We start from the raw sequence: 18,188 nt of genomic DNA, 5'->3' as shown, positions 1-18,188 counted from the left end.
GGCAAGCAAGGATCTCCCCGGGAGCTTACATCAGTAAGTGACCGGGGGAGCCGCGCGCAGCCAACGCACCTGGCGTGCGAAGTATGACGGGCATGCTGGTCACACCCGCGCCAAAGCATTACAATACGCGCCCTGCACTTCTCTGCTCAGAATCAATGGCTAGTTCAATGACCAAAAAACTGCATATCAAAACCTGGGGCTGTCAGATGAACGAATATGATTCATCGAAGATGGCTGACCTACTGAACAGCACGCACGGCTATACCCTGACGGAGGAAGCCGAAGACGCAGACGTACTGCTGCTGAATACCTGCTCCATCCGTGAGAAGGCGCAGGAAAAAGTGTTTCACTTGCTGGGACGCTGGAAGAAGCTGAAGGCGAAGAATCCTGAGCTGATTATTGGCGTGGGCGGCTGTGTGGCTTCGCAGGAGGGCGATAAAATTCGCCAGCGCGCGCAGTGCGTGGACATCGTTTTTGGCCCGCAGACACTGCATCGTCTGCCGGAGATGATTAATCAGGTGCGCGGCAGCAAGAGCCCGATTGTTGACGTCTCGTTCCCGGAAATCGAAAAGTTTGATCGCCTGCCGGAGCCACGCGCTGAAGGTCCGACGGCTTTTGTCTCGATCATGGAAGGCTGCAATAAATATTGCACTTTCTGCGTGGTGCCTTATACGCGCGGCGAGGAAGTGAGCCGTCCCTGCGATGACATCCTGCTGGAAGTTGCCCAGCTGGCGGCGCAGGGCGTGCGTGAAGTGAATCTGCTGGGGCAGAACGTCAACGCCTATCGCGGCGCGACCTTTGACGACCAGATTTGTACCTTTGCCGAGCTGCTGCGTCTGGTGGCCGCGATTGACGGAATTGACCGGATTCGTTTCACCACCAGCCATCCGATTGAGTTCACCGACGACATCATCGACGTTTATCGTGATACGCCGGAGCTGGTGAGCTTCCTGCACCTGCCAGTGCAGAGCGGTGCCGATCGTATTCTGACGCTGATGAAGCGAGCGCACACTGCGCTGGAGTACAAAGCGATTATCCGCAAGCTGGTGGCCGCGCGCCCGGATATCCAGATCAGTTCAGATTTCATCATTGGCTTCCCGGGCGAAACCCAGCAGGATTTCGAGCAGACCATGAAGCTGATCGGCGAAGTTAATTTCGACACCAGCTTCAGCTTTATCTATTCGGCGCGTCCGGGTACGCCAGCGGCCGATCTGCCGGACGACGTGCCGGAAGAGGAGAAGAAGCAGCGTTTGTACATTTTGCAGGATCGCATCAATCAGCAGGCGATGGCATGGAGCCGCCGCATGCTTGGTACCGTTCAGCGTATTCTGGTGGAAGGCACCTCACGTAAGAATGTGATGGAGCTGACCGGCCGTACCGAAAACAACCGCGTGGTCAACTTTGAAGGCGACGTGCGCATGATCGGTAAATTTGTTGATGTCGAAATCGTCGATGTTTATACCAATTCGCTGCGTGGCGTCGTGGTTCGCACCGAAGAGGAGATGGGCCTGCGCGTCGCGGAGAGTCCGGCATCGGTGATTGCGCGTACGCGTAAAGAGGATGAGATCGGCGTGGGCCTGTATCAACCTTGAGACCGCGATTACTGAGCGACAGCGCACAACGCGCTGTCGCCTGTTTCATCCCGCAGCCCTTGCTTTCCGCAGCTGCCGCCCAAATATCTCCCCTGAAGCTTGCGCCCGGGCGCGACCCCATAAATAATTCCGTAAAGATGCTGACGCCTGGCGTACGGTATCTGCTATTTCTTTCAACTGGCCCTGAGTGACCCAAAGGATTCATTTGAATATCGAAACTCGTGAAATCGCCCTTGAACCGGCAGACAATCGTCGACTGATGAGCCTGTGCGGTCCGTTTGATGACAACGTAAAACAGCTGGAGCGCCGTCTGGGCATTGAGATCAATCGCCGCGACAACCTGTTTAAGCTGGTCGGCCGCGCGCTGAGTGTCGAGGCGGCCGCCAATATTCTGCGTTCGCTGTACGTTGATACCGCGCCGGTGCGCGGCCAGATCCCGGACATTGAACCGGATCAGATCCATCTGGCGATCAAAGAGAGTCGCGTGCTGGAGCAGACGGCTGACAGCGTGCCGGAGTACGGTAAAGCGGTGAACATCAAGACCAAGCGCGGCGTGATTAAACCGCGTACGCCAAACCAGGCGCAGTACATCGCCAATATTCTCGATCACGACATCACCTTCGGCATTGGGCCGGCCGGGACCGGGAAAACCTATCTGGCGGTCGCCGCCGCGGTGGATGCGCTGGAGCGGCAGGAGATTCGCCGTATTCTGCTGACGCGTCCGGCGGTCGAAGCCGGCGAAAAGCTCGGCTTTCTGCCCGGCGATCTCAGTCAGAAAGTCGATCCTTACCTGCGTCCGCTGTATGACGCTCTGTTTGAAATGCTGGGCTTCGAGCGCGTCGAGAAGCTGATGGAGCGCAACGTGATTGAAGTCGCGCCGCTGGCCTACATGCGCGGCCGTACGCTGAACGACGCATTCGTGATTCTCGATGAGAGCCAGAACACCACCATCGAACAGATGAAGATGTTCCTGACGCGTATCGGCTTCAACTCCAAAGCGGTGATTACCGGTGACGTGACGCAGATTGACCTGCCGCGCAGCACCAAATCCGGTCTGCGCCACGCCATTGAAGTGCTGGCCAATGTGGAAGAGATCAGCTTCAACTTTTTCCACAGCGAAGACGTGGTGCGTCATCCGGTGGTCGCACGCATTGTTAATGCTTATGAAGCCTGGGAAGAAGCGGACCAGAAACGCCGTGATAAACTGGCGGAAGAGCGTAAGCGTGAAGCACAGGCGGCTCAGCCTGCCAGCCAGCCGACGCCGCAGGAGCCTTCATGAGCACGGTGATTTTAGATTTGCAGCTGGCGTGTGCCGATGAAAACGGCCTGCCCGCAGAAGCGGCGTTTCAGCGCTGGCTGGAGGCGGCGGTCACGCCGTTTCAGCCTGAGAGCGAAGTCACGATACGGCTGGTGGATGAAGCGGAGAGTCATGAGCTTAATCTGACTTATCGCGGCAAAGATAAGCCGACTAACGTGCTGTCGTTTCCGTTTGAAGCACCGCCGGGCATTGAGCTGCCGCTGCTGGGCGACCTGATTATTTGTCGTCAGGTTGTTGAGCAGGAAGCGGCCGAGCAGGGCAAAAGCCCTGAAGCGCACTGGGCACACATGGTGGTTCACGGCACGCTGCATCTGCTGGGTTATGACCATATTGAAGACGAGGAAGCTGAAGAGATGGAAGCGCTCGAGACCGAGATAATGCTTGCTCTTGGCTATCCCGATCCGTACATTTCGGAAAAAGAAGACGCCTGAACCGCCGGTTCAGGACATTGCGCTGCTGGCGAGGATGCCGGCAGTTCCTTTCCCTCATTCGAGAGAACTAAATAAAAACGCCATGAGCGACGACCATTCTCAAAACAACGACGCACCCAGTAGTAAAAAGGGTTTTTTCTCCCTGCTAATCAATCAGCTTTTCCACGGCGAACCCAAAAACCGTGACGAACTGCTGGGGCTGATCCGCGATTCTGAGCAAAAAGAGCTGATCGACCAGGACACCCGCGACATGCTGGAAGGGGTGCTGGATATTGCCGAACAGCGCGTGCGCGACATTATGATCCCGCGCTCGCAGATGATTACCCTGAAGCGCAACCAGAGCCTTGAAGAGTGCCTGGCAGTGATTATTGAATCTGCCCACTCGCGCTTCCCGGTAATCAGCGAAGATAAAGACCATGTTGAAGGCATTCTGATGGCGAAAGATCTGCTGCCGTTTATGAGCAGCAGCGCCGAGCCATTCAGCATGGAAAAAGTGCTGCGCCCGGTCGTGGTGGTGCCTGAGAGCAAGCGCGTCGATCGCATGCTCAAAGAGTTCCGCTCGCAGCGCTATCATATGGCGATCGTCATTGATGAGTTCGGTGGTGTCTCCGGACTGGTGACCATCGAAGATATCCTGGAGCTGATCGTCGGCGAAATTGAAGACGAATATGACGACGAAGAAGATCGCGATATCCGTCAGCTCAACCGCCACACCTATACGGTGCGTGCGCTGACGCCGATTGAGGATTTCAATGAGGTATTTGGTAGCGATTTCAGCGATGACGAAGTCGATACCATTGGCGGTCTGGTGATGCAGGGATTCGGCCATCTGCCGGCGCGCGGTGAAAGCATCGACATTGAGGGTTACCAATTCAAAGTTGCGATGGCTGACAGCCGCCGTATTATCCAGGTGCATGTGAAAATTCCGGAAGACTCTCCGCAACCGCAACTGGAAGACGAATAATTTTATGGCTTTAGCCTCTCTCTACTCGCAGCAGCGGGTTCGCCTGCTGCTGGCGTTAATTCTGGGTGCCGCGGGCACCCTTTCCTTTTCCCCGTATGATTTCTGGCCCGCCGCCCTGCTCTCTCTGGCCGGTTTGCAACTACTGTTGCTGGATCGCCGCAGCGCGCAGGCGGCAGGCATCGGTTTTGCCTGGGGCTTTGGCCTGTTCGGCAGTGGCATCAACTGGGTATACGTCAGCATTGCCACGTTTGGCGGCATGCCCGGCCCGGTCAATGTATTCCTCGTGGTGCTGCTCGCCGCCTATCTGGCGCTTTATCCGCTGCTGTTTGCCCTGCTGCTGAACCGCTTCTGGCCACGGGCCACGCTGTGGCGCATGGCGCTGGCGGCACCGGCGCTGTGGCAGATCACCGAGTTTCTGCGCGGCTGGGTGCTGACCGGCTTTCCGTGGCTGCAGTTTGGCTACAGCCAAATCGATGGGCCGCTGAAAGGCCTGGCGCCGCTGGCTGGCGTGGAAACCATCACCTTCCTGCTGATGGTGATAGCCGGCCTGCTGGCCTCGGCCTGCTATCACCGCAGCGTGAAAAACCTGATTATCGCCGTCGCGCTGCTGCTGCTGCCGTGGCCACTGCGAATGATGCAGTGGTATCAGCCGCTGCCGCAGCGCAGCGTCAATGTAGCGATGGTGCAGGGCAATATTCCGCAGTCAATGAAGTGGGATCCGCAGCAGCTGCTGACCACGCTGCGCGTCTATACCGCATACAGCAAGCCGTTTTTCGGCAAAGCGCCAATCATCATCTGGCCGGAGTCGGCAATTACCGATCTGGAGAGTAATCAGCAGCCGTTTCTGCATGCGCTGGATGACGAACTGCGCGCGCGCGGCAGCACGCTGATCACCGGCATTGTTGATTCGCGCGTGGAGAGCGATAACCGCTATCACGATTACAACTCGGTGATTGTGCTGGGCGGCGCGCAGCCTTACAGCTATCAGAGCCGCAACCGCTACCAGAAAAACCACCTGGTGCCGTTTGGCGAGTTTGTGCCGCTGGAAGGTCTGCTGCGTCCGCTGGCGCCGTTCTTCGACCTGCCGATGTCCTCGTTCAGCCGTGGCGCCTACCTGCAGCCGCAGCTGAAAGTGGCGGGCTACAACCTCACCAGCGCCATTTGCTATGAGATCGTGCTGGGCGAACAGGTGCGCGCCAACTTCCGTCCGGACACCAACTTCCTGCTGACGGTGTCGAACGATGCCTGGTTCGGTCATTCGATTGGTCCGTGGCAGCATTTCCAGATGGCACGCATGCGTGCGCTGGAGCTGGGTCGCCCGCTGTTGCGCTCAACCAACAACGGTGTTACCGCAGTGGTGAATGCGCAGGGAGACGTGGAGAACATCATTCCGCAGTTCACCCGCGAAGTGCTGAGCGCAACAGTCACGCCTGCCAGCGGGGAAACGCCGTATGCACGCATCGGTATCTGGCCGGTATGGCTGCTAACGCTGGCGGGCATCGTGCTGGCGATTTTACGCCGCCGCGCCTGATATCCCGCCCCCTCTCACCAGGCGAAGCGCAGGCTTCGCCTTTTTTCTGCGCAGTTTTCCGCTCCCTTTATCCTTAGTCACCGCCACTTTCTGCTGCCTTTTTGCCCGCTCTCCGCGTACTGGCACGATCATTGCTAATTATTTCAGTGGTTTTAGCAACATCCGTGATTTGTCAGCGTAATGCCACGTTTGCGCACCATTATCTGGCACCGAAGCGCACTTAATTGGCGCAGAGGCTGTTTTTTGCCTCTTATTGGTGCGGAGCGGCTCGCAAAAAACAAACTTTTTTGTTTCATTACGTTAACAATTCGCTATGTTAATCACTATCCTGCGCGCAGTTGCGCTAAGGGATAATTAAAAAAGCAGCAGGAAATACACACAACATCACAATCTGCGCAGTTTATGTTCTGCGCAACATTCACACGAAGGAGTAGGAACATGCAGATTCGCAAAGTGGCATTATCGCTTCTGCTGTTGGGCGCAGCAGCGGGCGCGGCCCAGGCGGAAGATCTCACCGGCACCCTGAAAAAAATCAATGATAGTGGCGTGATTGTCGTGGGGCACCGTGAGTCATCCGTTCCCTTTTCTTACTACGACAACCAGCAGAAAGTGGTGGGCTATTCGCAGGACTACTCCAACGCCATTGTTGCCGCCATCAAAGCGAAACTGAATAAGCCGGATCTGCAGGTCAAAATGCTGCCGATCACCTCACAAAACCGTATTCCGCTGCTGCAGAACGGCACCTACGATTTCGAGTGTGGCTCGACCACCAACAACGTAGAGCGTCAGCAGCAGGCGGCGTTCTCTGACACCATCTTCATCATCGGTACACGTCTGCTGGTGAAGAAAGGCGGCGACATCAAAGACTTCGCCGATCTGAAAGGCAAAACCGTGGTCGTCACCTCAGGCACCACCTCTGAGATTCTGCTGCGCAAGCTGAATGACGAGAAGAAAATGGATATGCGCATCATCAGCGCGAAAGATCACGGTGACTCGTTCCGCACGCTGGAAACCGGTCGCGCAGTGGCTTTCATGATGGATGACGCGCTGCTGGCCGGTGAACGTGCCAAGGCGAAGAAACCGGATAACTGGGAAATCACGGGTACGCCGCAGTCCAAAGAAGCCTACGGCTGCATGCTGCGTAAAGACGATGCGCCGTTTAAACAGCTGATGGATGACACCATCGCCAAAGCGCAGACGTCGGGTGAAGCCACCAAATGGTTCGATACCTGGTTCAAACAGCCAATTCCGCCAAAGAACCTGAACCTGAACTTCGAGCTGTCTTCTGACATGCAGGCGCTGTTTAAAGCACCGAACGACAAAGCACTCTGAATTAACAATGAAAACAAGGGCGGCACTGCTGCCCTCTCGATTGCTGAACACGCGGTGCGGACAGACAGACTGTAACAGGCCGTTCCCCTGAAGCAGGACACAAGACACCGCTCAACAATCTTATGGGTAGCCTCGCTACCCTTTTTTTACCGGAGCTCGTTATGGGTATCGATTGGAACTGGGGCATCTTTTTACAGCAGGCTCCGTTCGGCAATACGACTTACCTCGGCTGGCTGTGGTCCGGATTTCAGGTGACCGTCGCGGTCTCCTGCTGCGCCTGGATTATCGCCTTCCTGGTAGGTTCCTTCTTTGGCATTCTGCGTACCGTGCCTAATCGCTGGCTGTCCATGATTGGCACCTGCTACGTGGAGCTGTTTCGTAATATCCCGCTGATCGTGCAGTTCTTCTTCTGGTATCTGGTGGCGCCAGAACTGGTCGGGGAGAAGCTCGGCATGTGGTTTAAGGCTGAACTGGACCCGAACATCCAGTTTTTCCTCTCTTCGACCATCTGTCTCGGTCTGTTCACCGCCGCACGCGTGTGTGAGCAGGTGCGCGCCGCGATTCAGTCGCTGCCGCGCGGCCAGAAAAACGCCGGTCTGGCGATGGGCCTGACGCTGCCGCAGACCTACCGCTACGTGCTGCTGCCTAACGCCTACCGCGTGATTGTGCCGCCGATGACCTCGGAAATGCTTAACCTGGTGAAGAACTCCGCCATCGCCTCTACCATCGGTCTGGTCGATCTGGCGGCGCAGGCGGGCAAGCTGCTGGATTACTCGGCGCATGCCTATGAATCTTTCACCGCTATCACCCTGGCCTACGTCGGTATTAACCTGGTGATCATGCTGATTATGAGTCTGGTAGAACGCAAAATCCGCCTGCCCGGCAACCTGGGAGGCAAATAATGTACGATTTTGACTGGAGTTCGATTCCGCCCAGCCTGCCCTATCTGCTTAACGGCATGATCATTACGCTGAAAATCACGGCAGTGGCGGTAGTGTTTGGCATTATCTGGGGCACCATTCTGGCGGTGATGCGCTTGTCCGCGTTCGCCCCGGTCCGCTGGTTCGCCAAACTGTACGTTAACCTGTTCCGCTCGGTGCCGCTGGTGATGGTGCTGCTGTGGTTCTATCTGGTGGTTCCCAGCTTCCTGCAGCAGGTGCTTGGGCTGTCGCCAAAAACCGATATCCGCCTGATCTCCGCCATGGTGGCGTTTGCGCTGTTTGAAGCCGCTTACTATTCGGAGATTATCCGCGCCGGTATCCAGAGCATCTCGCGCGGCCAGTCCAACGCGGCGCTGGCGCTGGGTATGACGCAGTGGCAGTCGATGAAGCTGATCATCCTGCCACAGGCGTTCCGCGCCATGGTGCCGCTGCTGCTGACGCAGGGCATCGTGCTGTTCCAGGACACCTCGCTGGTGTATGTGTTAAGCCTGGCGGACTTCTTCCGCACCGCGTCCACCATCGGTGAACGTGACGGTACCCAGGTAGAAATGGTTCTGTTTGCCGGTCTGGTCTACTTCGTGATCAGCCTGAGCGCTTCGCTGTTGGTAAGTTATCTGAAAAGAAAAAGGACGGTTTAAATGATTAGCCTGAAAAATGTTTCTAAGTGGTATGGGCACTTTCAGGTGCTGACCGACTGCTCCACCGAAGTGAAGAAAGGTGAAGTAGTGGTGGTCTGCGGACCGTCCGGCTCGGGTAAATCGACGCTGATTAAAACGGTGAACGGGCTGGAGCCTGTGCAGCAGGGTAGCATTCAGGTGAACGGTACCGAGGTGAACAACAAAAAAACCAATCTCGCCCAACTGCGCAGTAAAGTGGGCATGGTGTTCCAGCACTTCGAACTGTTCCCGCATCTCAGCATCATTGATAACCTGGTGCTGGCGCAGGTGAAAGTGCTGAAGCGCGACAAAACTGCCGCGCGCGATAAGGGCCTTGCCCTGCTGAAGCGCGTGGGTCTGGCGGCGCATGCGGAGAAATTCCCTGGTCAGCTGTCTGGCGGTCAGCAGCAGCGCGTCGCCATCGCCCGTGCGCTGTGCATGGATCCTATCGCCATGCTGTTCGATGAACCGACTTCCGCACTGGATCCGGAGATGATCAACGAAGTGCTGGACGTCATGGTGGAGTTAGCCAACGAAGGCATGACGATGATGGTGGTGACGCACGAGATGGGCTTTGCACGCAAAGTGGCGAATCGCGTCATCTTTATGGATGAAGGGAAGATCGTTGAAGATACCAACAAGGATGACTTCTTCAGCAATCCGCAGTCCGACCGTGCCAAAGACTTCCTGGCGAAAATCCTGCACTAATACTCACAATTCTGGCGGTCCACGGACCGCCAGCGTCAGGGCTTATCTTGCTCCTACTGCACTTCACCAAAATCGATATAGTGCTGCTGTAATGCGCACCATTAAGCTTCATCATCGCGGTGACTAAATGCGCGCATACCGCCGCACCTGTTTTTTACGGCAGAAGGGATCCTGAACTAAGCCGGACGTCACGCGGCAGGGATGCCGCGTGTCGAGGCACGCAGGGATGCGGGTTTTGCCGATCCGGGCGTGTTCAGGTTCCCTTCTGACAGTCCGCACGCCTTCAGCAACAATACTTTTTTGCTTCAGAGCACGGTGATAATTCAGGGCTCAAACGGCTGACGCTGGAACTGATCGTGGCCACACTCCGGGCAGCGCGTCAGGCTCTCCGGGGTGTAAATCGCCCGGGTAAAGCCGCACTTTTCACACACCAGGTTACCCAGTCCCACCACTTCGCCGCTCTGATACACGCCGTGATGCCGCAGATCCTGAAACACTTCGCGCCACTCCAGCTGGCTCTTATCAGTGATATCGGCCAGCTCTTTCCACAGGCTTTCACGGATCACCCGCAGAAACACTGAATCGCCGAGCGCTTCGCTGGATTCCTGATAGCTGAGCGCGAACTCGTGCAAATCGCGCCGCACCGCGCGCATGACCTCGTCGACTTCGGCGGTGGTCAGCGTCTGTTTCTGCAGCAGCGCACTACGCGCCTCGGCAACCAGTGCGTCGACATCACGCTCGCCACGCTCCAGCCGCTGGGTTAATGCTGCTACCGTTGCACGATACTCCTGCGCCACATTATTCATTTTGTTCTCCTTTCCGCTGCGGATGCTGAGTTAAGTTTAGCCGCTTTGCCATATTTGCTGCGCTTAGCGCAGAGGAAATCGCAAAAGGGTGAAAGCGCTGGCGCATTCCGCACAAATCACGCCACCGGAGGGCGTCAATTGTTGTTGAGGGGCGGCCTTATGGGTATGCTATGCGGATCAAAAGTGTTTAAAAAACGATTTCACAAGGACCACAGGCAGCCATGCAAGAGCAATACCGCCCGGAAGAGATAGAATCCCGCGTCCAGCAGCACTGGGACGAAAACGAAACCTTCAAAGTGACCGAGCAGGAAGGCAAAGAGAAATACTACTGCCTGTCTATGCTGCCCTATCCTTCTGGCCGCCTGCACATGGGCCACGTGCGTAACTACACCATTGGCGATGTGATTGCGCGCTACCAGCGCATGCTGGGCAAAAACGTCCTGCAGCCGATTGGCTGGGATGCCTTTGGCCTGCCCGCTGAAGGGGCGGCGGTGAAAAACAACACCGCGCCAGCACCCTGGACCTACGACAACATCGAATACATGAAAAACCAGCTGAAACTGCTGGGCTTCGGCTATGACTGGAGTCGCGAACTGGCGACCTGTCAGCCTGAGTATTATCGCTGGGAACAGTGGTTCTTCACCAAACTGTACGAAAAAGGTCTGGTCTACAAAAAAACCTCCGCAGTCAACTGGTGCCCGAACGACCAGACCGTACTGGCGAACGAACAGGTGATCGATGGCTGCTGCTGGCGCTGCGACACCAAAGTCGAACGCAAAGAGATCCCGCAGTGGTTCGTGAAAATCACCGATTACGCCGAAGAGCTGCTCAACGACCTCGATAAGCTGGAAGACTGGCCGGAGCAGGTCAAGACCATGCAGCGCAACTGGATTGGCCGTTCTGAAGGTGTCGAGATCACCTTTGACGTGGCCAACAGCGCGGAAAAAGTCACGGTTTACACCACTCGTCCGGACACCTTCATGGGGGCAACTTATGTCGCCGTGGCAGCCGGTCATCCTCTGGCGCGCCAGGCTGCCGTCAACAACCCGGCGCTGGCTGACTTCATTGCTGAATGCAGCAACACCAAAGTCGCCGAAGCGGACATGGCCACGATGGAGAAGAAAGGCATGGCCACCGGCCTGCACGCTATCCATCCGCTGACGGGCGAAGAGATTCCGGTCTGGGTCGCTAACTTCGTGCTGATGGAGTACGGCACCGGTGCCGTAATGGCCGTACCGGGTCATGACCAGCGCGACTGGGAATTCGCCACCAAATACGATCTCAACATCAAGCCGGTGGTGCTCAACCTCGACGGTACCGCGCCGGATGTCAGCGCCGCAGCGATGACTGAAAAAGGTACGCTGTTCAACTCCGGCGAGTTTGACGGTCTGGACCACGACGCTGGCTTCAACGCCATCGCCGATGCGCTGGCCGCCAAAGGCGTCGGCGTGCGTAAAGTAAACTATCGCCTGCGCGACTGGGGTGTATCACGCCAGCGTTACTGGGGTGCGCCAATTCCAATGGTAACGCTGGAAGATGGCACCGTGATGCCAACGCCAGAAGATCAGCTGCCGGTAATTCTGCCGGAAGACGTGGTCATGGACGGTATCACCAGCCCAATCAAAGCCGATCCGGAGTGGGCGAAAACCACCGTCAATGGTCAGCCGGCGCTGCGTGAAACCGACACCTTCGACACCTTTATGGAATCATCGTGGTACTACGCGCGTTACACCTGTGCGAACTACAACGAAGGCATGCTGGATCCGGCGGCAGCGAACTACTGGCTGCCGGTCGATCAGTATGTGGGCGGTATCGAACACGCCATCATGCACCTGATGTATTTCCGCTTCTACCACAAGCTGCTGCGCGACGCGGGCCTGGTCAACTCTGACGAGCCGGCCAAACGCCTGCTGTGCCAGGGCATGGTACTGGCAGACGCCTTCTACTACGTCGGTGCCAACGGCGAGCGCAACTGGGTTTCACCGGTTGACGTTAACGTCGAGCGCGACGAAAAAGGCCGCATCACCAAAGCCATCGACAATCAGGGCCGCGAAGTGATCTACGCGGGCATGAGCAAAATGTCGAAGTCCAAAAACAACGGCATCGACCCGCAGCTGATGGTTGAGCGCTACGGCGCAGATACCGTGCGTCTGTTCATGATGTTTGCCTCCCCGGCGGAAATGACGCTGGAGTGGCAGGAGTCAGGCGTGGAAGGCGCTAACCGCTTCCTGAAACGCGTGTGGAAGCTGGCGTACGATCACGTGGCTAAAGGCGCGACCGTGGCGCTGGATGTCAACGCGCTCAACGATGAGCAGAAAGCGCTGCGTCGCGATCTGCACAAAACCATCGCCAAAGTGGCGGATGACATCGGCCGTCGTCAGACCTTCAACACCGCGATTGCGGCGATCATGGAGCTGATGAACAAACTGCTGCGCGCACCGCAGGAGAGCGAACAGGATCGCGCCCTGATGCAGGAAGCGCTGGTCGCCGTAACGCGCCTGCTCTATCCATTCACCCCGCACGCCAGCTACGTGCTGTGGCAGGCACTGGGTGGCGAAGGCAGCATCGACGACGCCAGCTGGCCGGTTGCCGATGAAGCGGCAATGGTAGAGGATTCGCTGCTGGTGGTGGTGCAGGTCAACGGTAAAGTGCGTGGTAAAATTACCGTGGCGCCGGATGCGACGCAGGAACAGGTGCAGGCGCGTGCGGCACAGGAGCATCTGGTGGCGAAATATCTGGATGGCGTCACCCTTCGTAAAGTGATTTATGTCCCTGGCAAACTGCTTAACCTGGTCGTAGGTTAAGTTCAGGAGGAACTGTGCGACAACTCGTTATCAGGCTGTTTGTCCTGCTGGCAGTGCTGGTCACTGCCGGCTGTGGTTTTCATCCGCGCGGCACCACGCAGGTGCCACCGGAAATGAAAACGCTGATCGTCCAGAGCGGCGATCCGTATGGCCCGCTGGCGCGCACCGTGCGTCAGCAGCTGCGCATCAACGATGTCAAAATCGTTGAAGACAGCAAAGCGGCCAGTGCGCAATACCCGACGCTGCGTCTCGGCGCGGAGAGTCAGGGACGCGACACCGCGTCGGTATTCATCAGCGGCACCACCGCCGAATACTCGCTGGTGATGACCGTCAGCGCGCAGGTGTTGCTGCCGGGTAAAGGCATTTATCCGATCAGCACCACGGTGTACCGTTCGTTCTTCGACAACCCGAACGCCGCGCTGGCGAAGGATGCCGAGCAGGATATGATCGTGCAGGAGATGCGTCAGCGTGCCGCCGAACAGCTGGTACGTAAGCTGCTGACGGTACACGCCGCGCAGGAGAGCAACAAAGAGACGCTGCCGCAACCTGAAGTGATTGCGCCAGGCGCGGACTCACCGGAAGTGCCCTCCTCGTCAGCCACCAGTCTGCAATGATCAGGATCTATCCTGAACAACTGCGCGCGCAGCTTCGAGAGGGGCTGCGCGCCTGTTATTTTCTCACCGGTAATGAACCCCTGCTGATTCAGGAGAGCGCAGATGCCATCCGCGCTGCCGCCGCTCAGCAGGGCTTCGACGAGCATTTTTCCGTCAGCGTTGATGCGCAGACTGACTGGGAGGCGATTTTCGCCAGCTGTCAGTCGCTGAGCCTGTTCACACAGCGCCAGACGCTGACGCTGCAGCTGCCGGAAAACGGCCCCAACGCCGCCATCGCCGAACAGCTGGTGAAACTGGCGGCGCTGCTGCACAGCGACATTATGCTGGTGCTGCGTATGGCGAAGCTGACCAAAGCGCAGGAAAACAGCGCCTGGTTCAAAGCGCTCAGCGCCAGTGCGGTGCTGGTGCCGTGCCAGACGCCGGAACAGGCGCAGCTACCGCGCTGGGTAGCCGCCCGCGCGAAAGCCCTGCAGCTGAGTATTGATGACGCGGCAATTCAGCTGCTCTGCTACTGTTATGAAGGTAATCTGCTGGCGCTGGCCCAGGCGCTGGAGCGGCTGTCGCTGCTGTGGCCGGACGGCAAACTGACGCTGCCCCGCGTGGAAGAAGCGGTGAACGATGCCGCGCATTTCACGCCGTTTCACTGGGTTGATGCGCTGCTGGCCGGCAAGAGCAAACGCGCGCTGCACATTTTGCGTCAGCTGCAAAAAGAGGACAGCGAAGTGGTGATTCTGCTGCGCACGCTGCAGCGCGATCTGCTGACGCTACTGCAGCTGCAACGCCAGCAGGCAAAGCAGCCGCTGCGCACGCTGATGGATCAACAGCGTATCTGGCAGAACCGCCGTGCCCTGTTCACTGAAGCGCTGCAGCGACTGGATGCGCAACGGCTGCAGCAAGCGGTGCATATGCTGGCTCAACTCGAACTGACCATGAAGCAGGACTACGGTCAGAATCTGTGGCCGCAGCTCGAGACGCTGTCGTTGCTGCTGTGCCATCGTGATTTTCCGCTGGGTTTAACTGATGTCTGACCTTTACGCGCTGTTTGGCGGCACCTTCGATCCCATTCATTACGGCCATCTGCGTCCGGTCACCGCGCTGGCGCAGCAGGTTGGCCTGCAAAAAGTGACGCTGCTGCCGAACAACGTGCCGCCGCACCGGCCACAGCCGGAAGCCAGCGCCCAACAGCGCGTGGCGATGCTGCGCTGCGCCATTGCCGATCGTCCGCTGTTTGATATCGACACGCGCGAGCTGACGCGCACCACGCCGTCATGGACGGTGGACACGCTGGAAACCCTGCGCGCCGAGCGCGGTGCACAACAGCCCCTCGGGTTTATCATCGGTCAGGATTCTCTGCTAACGTTAGGAAAATGGCATCGCTGGCAGGAGCTGCTGTCGCTGTGTCACCTGCTGGTTTGTCAGCGTCCAGGCTACGCCGCGCAGATGGCTACGCCAGAGATGCAGCAGTGGCTGGATGCGCACCGCGCGCATGAAGTGCAGCAGCTGCATCGCGCACCGGCAGGCCACATCTGGCTGGCCGATACGCCGCTGTTCGACATTTCTGCCACTGAGATTCGCCAGCGCCGCCATCATGGCCTGGACTGCGCCGATCTGCTGCCAGCGGCGGTGATCGACTACATCGATCGCGCGGGCTTATATCGCGATTGATCGCCGCGTGCTATACTGCGCCGCTTCATTTTTGGCTGCGTTTTCCGGGGCATTCAGCCTGCCCATAATCACCTGTTTTTAAGGGGAACCTTTTGCAAGGCAAAGCACTCCAAGAGTTCGTTATTGATAAGATTGATGATCTCAAAGGCCAGGACATCGTTGCGATTGATGTGCAGGGCAAATCCAGTATCACCGATTGCATGATTATCTGTACCGGGACCTCCAACCGTCACGTCTCCTCCATCGCTGACCATGTGATGCAGGAATCGCGCGCGGCAGGCCTGAAACCGCTCGGCGTCGACGGCAAAGCGGCTGCTGACTGGGTTGTGGTCGATCTCGGTGAAGTGATCGTGCACGTGATGCAGGAAGAGAGCCGCCAGCTGTATGAGCTGGAAAAGCTCTGGAGCTAAACGTTGAAACTGCAGCTTGTCGCCGTCGGCACCAAAATGCCCGACTGGGTTCAGACCGGTTTCATGGAGTACCTGCGTCGCTTTCCCAAAGATATGCCGTTTGAGCTGACTGAAGTGCCGGCCGGTAAACGCGGCAAAAACGCCGACATCAAACGCATTCTGGAAAAAGAGGGTGAAGCGATGCTGGCGGCGGTGGGCAAGGGCAACCGCATTGTGACGCTGGATATTCCCGGACAGCCGTGGGAAACGCCGCAGCTGGCGCAGCAGTTAGAGCGCTGGAAGCTGGACGGGCGTGATGTCAGCCTGCTGATTGGTGGGCCGGAAGGCCTGGCGCCGGCGTGTAAAGCGGCAGCCGAGCAGAGCTGGTCACTGTCCGCGTTAACGCTGCCGCACCCGCTGGTGCGTGTGCTGGTGGCGGAAAGCCTGTATCGTGCCTGGAGTATTACCACTAATCACCCTTATCACCGTGAATAAACGCCTGACAACCTCCAGACAATAAACGCAGCGGATGAAATTACAGAGCAACGCTTTTCGCGATTACACTGCCGAACAGAAACTGTTTGTCCGCCGCGCCCTGGTGGCCTTTGTCGGCATCCTGCTGCTCTCCAGCGTGCTGGTGGTCAATCTGTATCATCTGCAGATCCTGCGCTTCGACGACTACAGCACCCGTTCAAACGAAAACCGCATCAAACTGGTGCCGGTCGCCCCCAGCCGCGGCATCATCTATGACCGCAACGGTGTGCCGCTGGCGCTCAATCGCACCATTTACCAGGCCGAGCTGGTGCCGGAAAAAGTCGATGACCTGAAGCAGACACTGCAGGATTTGCGGCCGGTGCTGGATTTGACCGACGATGACATCGATGCGTTTGAAAAAGAGCGCAAGCGCTCGCGCCGCTTTACCTCCATTCCGGTCAAAACCGGCCTGAATGAAGTGCAGGTCGCGCGCTTCGCAGTGAACCAGTACCGCTTCCCAGGCGTGGAAGTGAAAGGCTATCAGCGCCGCTACTATCCCTACGGCCAGACGCTGACGCACGTGGTGGGTTACGTCTCGAAAATCAACGATCGTGACGTCAAGCGCCTTGATGAAGAAGGCAAATGGCCGAACTACGCAGCCACCCACGATATCGGTAAGCTCGGCATCGAAAACTATTACGAAGATGTGCTGCACGGCAAAACCGGTTACGAAGAGGTGGAAGTCAACAACCGCGGTCGCGTGATCCGTCAGCTGCATGAGCAGTCACCGCAGGCCGGACGCGATATCTGGCTAACCATCGATCTCAAGCTACAGCAGTACATCGAAACCCTGCTGACCGGCAGCCGCGCCGCCGTGGTGGTGAGCGATCCGCGCACCGGTGAGATTCTCGCGCTGGTCTCCACACCCAGTTACGATCCGAATCTGTTTGTCGATGGTATTTCGAGTAAAGATTATAAGGCGCTGCTCGGCGATGAGAACCGCCCGCTGTATAACCGTGCGCTGCAGGCATCGTATCCACCAGCCTCCACGGTTAAACCTTATGTGGCGGTCTCAGCGCTCAGCGCCGGCGTGATCAACCGCAATACCAGCCTGTTCGATCCGGGCTGGTGGCAGCTGCCGGGCTCGGAAAAACGCTACCGCGACTGGAAAAAGTGGGGCCACGGTCGCCTCAACGTTACCAAATCGCTGGAAGAGTCGGCGGATACCTTCTTCTATCAGGTGGCCTATGACATGGGCATCGACCGCCTGTCGGAGTGGATGACCAAATTCGGCTACGGCCACCGTACCGGTATCGACCTGCCGCAGGAGAGCCCCGGTAACATGCCGACGCGCGAATGGAAGATGAAACGCTTTAAAAAGCCGTGGTATCAGGGCGATACCATTCCGGTCGGTATCGGCCAGGGCTACTGGACGGCGACGCCGGTGCAGATGAACAAAGCGCTGATGATCCTGATTAACGACGGCGTGATTAAAGTGCCGCACCTGCTGCGCGCCACCCGTGAAGGCAACAGCATGGTGCCGTATCGCCAGCCGCCGGATGCACCGATTGGCGACATTCATTCCGGCTACTGGGAGATCGCCAAAGACGGCATGTATGGCGTGGCCAACCGCGCCAACGGTACTGCGCACAAAAGCTTTGCCGATGCACCGTACAAGATTGCGGCGAAATCCGGTACCGCACAGGTGTTTGGCCTGAAAGAGAATGAGACTTACAACGCGCATAAAATTGCCGAACGACTGCGTGACCATAAGCTGATGACCGCCTTCGCGCCGTACGACAAGCCGCGCGTCGCCGTCACCATGATTCTGGAAAACGGCGGTGCCGGCCCGGCGGTGGGCACCGTGATGCGCCAGATTCTCGACCACATAATGCTGGGCGACAACAATACCGTGCTGCCAGAAGCCGCACCCATGCCGCCCGGCTACGAAGGTGAATAACGA

The 18,188-nt window shown here is 57.6% G+C and carries 17 protein-coding genes; 16 read left to right on the top strand and 1 reads right to left on the bottom strand.

Annotated elements, in window-relative coordinates; all coding sequences use genetic code 11:
* Nucleotides 1-167 precede the first annotated feature (167 nt).
* From miaB to F3J41_RS01545, 9 genes are all read left to right on the top strand, one after another.
* Entirely contained in the window at nucleotides 168-1,592 is a 1,425-nt protein-coding gene (gene miaB, locus F3J41_RS01585; protein WP_021508568.1) for a tRNA (N6-isopentenyl adenosine(37)-C2)-methylthiotransferase MiaB, read from the top strand.
* Nucleotides 1,593-1,797: 205 nt separating this feature from the next.
* The gene (locus F3J41_RS01580; RefSeq protein WP_058769440.1) at nucleotides 1,798-2,871 is read left to right on the top strand and encodes a PhoH family protein; all 1,074 of its coding nucleotides are present in this window, start codon (nucleotides 1,798-1,800) and stop codon (nucleotides 2,869-2,871) included.
* Nucleotides 2,868-3,341, top strand: coding sequence for an rRNA maturation RNase YbeY (gene ybeY / locus F3J41_RS01575; protein WP_010616134.1), 474 nt, complete (start codon nucleotides 2,868-2,870; stop codon nucleotides 3,339-3,341). Before F3J41_RS01580 ends, ybeY begins: the two co-directional genes overlap by 4 nt.
* A gap of 82 nt (nucleotides 3,342-3,423) precedes the next feature.
* Nucleotides 3,424-4,305, top strand: a complete 882-nt coding sequence (gene corC / locus F3J41_RS01570) for a CNNM family magnesium/cobalt transport protein CorC (protein WP_021508571.1) — start codon at nucleotides 3,424-3,426, stop codon at nucleotides 4,303-4,305.
* Between the two features lie 4 nt (nucleotides 4,306-4,309).
* Entirely contained in the window at nucleotides 4,310-5,836 is a 1,527-nt protein-coding gene (gene lnt / locus F3J41_RS01565) for an apolipoprotein N-acyltransferase (RefSeq protein WP_166709767.1), read from the top strand.
* 438 nt (nucleotides 5,837-6,274) lie between these two features.
* Nucleotides 6,275-7,168 carry a glutamate/aspartate ABC transporter substrate-binding protein gene (locus F3J41_RS01560; protein ID WP_021508573.1) on the top strand — a complete coding sequence of 298 codons (894 nt, stop codon included), beginning with the start codon at nucleotides 6,275-6,277 and terminating at the stop codon, nucleotides 7,166-7,168.
* A gap of 161 nt (nucleotides 7,169-7,329) precedes the next feature.
* Nucleotides 7,330-8,070, top strand: coding sequence for an amino acid ABC transporter permease (locus F3J41_RS01555; RefSeq protein WP_166709765.1), 741 nt, complete (start codon nucleotides 7,330-7,332; stop codon nucleotides 8,068-8,070).
* Complete coding sequence (gltK, locus tag F3J41_RS01550; protein ID WP_152391251.1) at nucleotides 8,070-8,747, top strand: glutamate/aspartate ABC transporter permease GltK; 678 nt, start codon at nucleotides 8,070-8,072, stop codon at nucleotides 8,745-8,747. Before F3J41_RS01555 ends, gltK begins: the two co-directional genes overlap by 1 nt.
* On the top strand, nucleotides 8,748-9,473 hold the full coding sequence (locus F3J41_RS01545; RefSeq protein WP_058757895.1) for an amino acid ABC transporter ATP-binding protein: 726 nt from the start codon (nucleotides 8,748-8,750) through the stop codon (nucleotides 9,471-9,473).
* A 323-nt stretch (nucleotides 9,474-9,796) separates the two neighbouring features.
* On the opposite strand, the gene F3J41_RS01540 is transcribed toward F3J41_RS01545, so the two are convergent.
* Nucleotides 9,797-10,279, bottom strand: coding sequence for a zinc ribbon-containing protein (locus tag F3J41_RS01540; protein WP_021508577.1), 483 nt, complete (start codon nucleotides 10,277-10,279; stop codon nucleotides 9,797-9,799).
* A 221-nt stretch (nucleotides 10,280-10,500) separates the two neighbouring features.
* On the opposite strand from F3J41_RS01540, the gene leuS reads away from it, so the two are divergent.
* From leuS to mrdA, 7 genes are all read left to right on the top strand, one after another.
* On the top strand, nucleotides 10,501-13,083 hold the full coding sequence (leuS, locus tag F3J41_RS01535; RefSeq protein WP_021508578.1) for a leucine--tRNA ligase: 2,583 nt from the start codon (nucleotides 10,501-10,503) through the stop codon (nucleotides 13,081-13,083).
* A gap of 14 nt (nucleotides 13,084-13,097) precedes the next feature.
* Nucleotides 13,098-13,697, top strand: a complete 600-nt coding sequence (gene lptE, locus F3J41_RS01530) for an LPS assembly lipoprotein LptE (protein WP_021508579.1) — start codon at nucleotides 13,098-13,100, stop codon at nucleotides 13,695-13,697.
* Nucleotides 13,694-14,725, top strand: a complete 1,032-nt coding sequence (gene holA / locus F3J41_RS01525) for a DNA polymerase III subunit delta (protein WP_166709763.1) — start codon at nucleotides 13,694-13,696, stop codon at nucleotides 14,723-14,725. Before lptE ends, holA begins: the two co-directional genes overlap by 4 nt.
* A complete protein-coding gene (gene nadD / locus F3J41_RS01520) occupies nucleotides 14,718-15,362 on the top strand; it encodes a nicotinate-nucleotide adenylyltransferase (protein ID WP_132465572.1) in 645 nt (214 codons plus the stop codon). The genes holA and nadD overlap by 8 nt, the downstream gene beginning before the upstream one ends.
* A 92-nt stretch (nucleotides 15,363-15,454) precedes the next feature.
* Complete coding sequence (gene rsfS, locus F3J41_RS01515; protein WP_021508582.1) at nucleotides 15,455-15,772, top strand: ribosome silencing factor; 318 nt, start codon at nucleotides 15,455-15,457, stop codon at nucleotides 15,770-15,772.
* 3 nt (nucleotides 15,773-15,775) lie between these two features.
* Complete coding sequence (gene rlmH / locus F3J41_RS01510) at nucleotides 15,776-16,246, top strand: 23S rRNA (pseudouridine(1915)-N(3))-methyltransferase RlmH (RefSeq protein WP_058757899.1); 471 nt, start codon at nucleotides 15,776-15,778, stop codon at nucleotides 16,244-16,246.
* 34 nt (nucleotides 16,247-16,280) lie between these two features.
* On the top strand, nucleotides 16,281-18,185 hold the full coding sequence (gene mrdA / locus F3J41_RS01505; protein WP_021508584.1) for a peptidoglycan DD-transpeptidase MrdA: 1,905 nt from the start codon (nucleotides 16,281-16,283) through the stop codon (nucleotides 18,183-18,185).
* Nucleotides 18,186-18,188 lie beyond the last annotated feature (3 nt).

It is taken from the genome of Pantoea sp. Ap-870, from assembly GCF_011752515.1.
In the GTDB taxonomy this organism is placed as follows: domain Bacteria; phylum Pseudomonadota; class Gammaproteobacteria; order Enterobacterales; family Enterobacteriaceae; genus Pantoea; species Pantoea dispersa.
The sequence above is the reverse complement of the archived record's forward strand: the minus strand, read 5'-3'. Positions and strand labels throughout refer to the sequence as shown.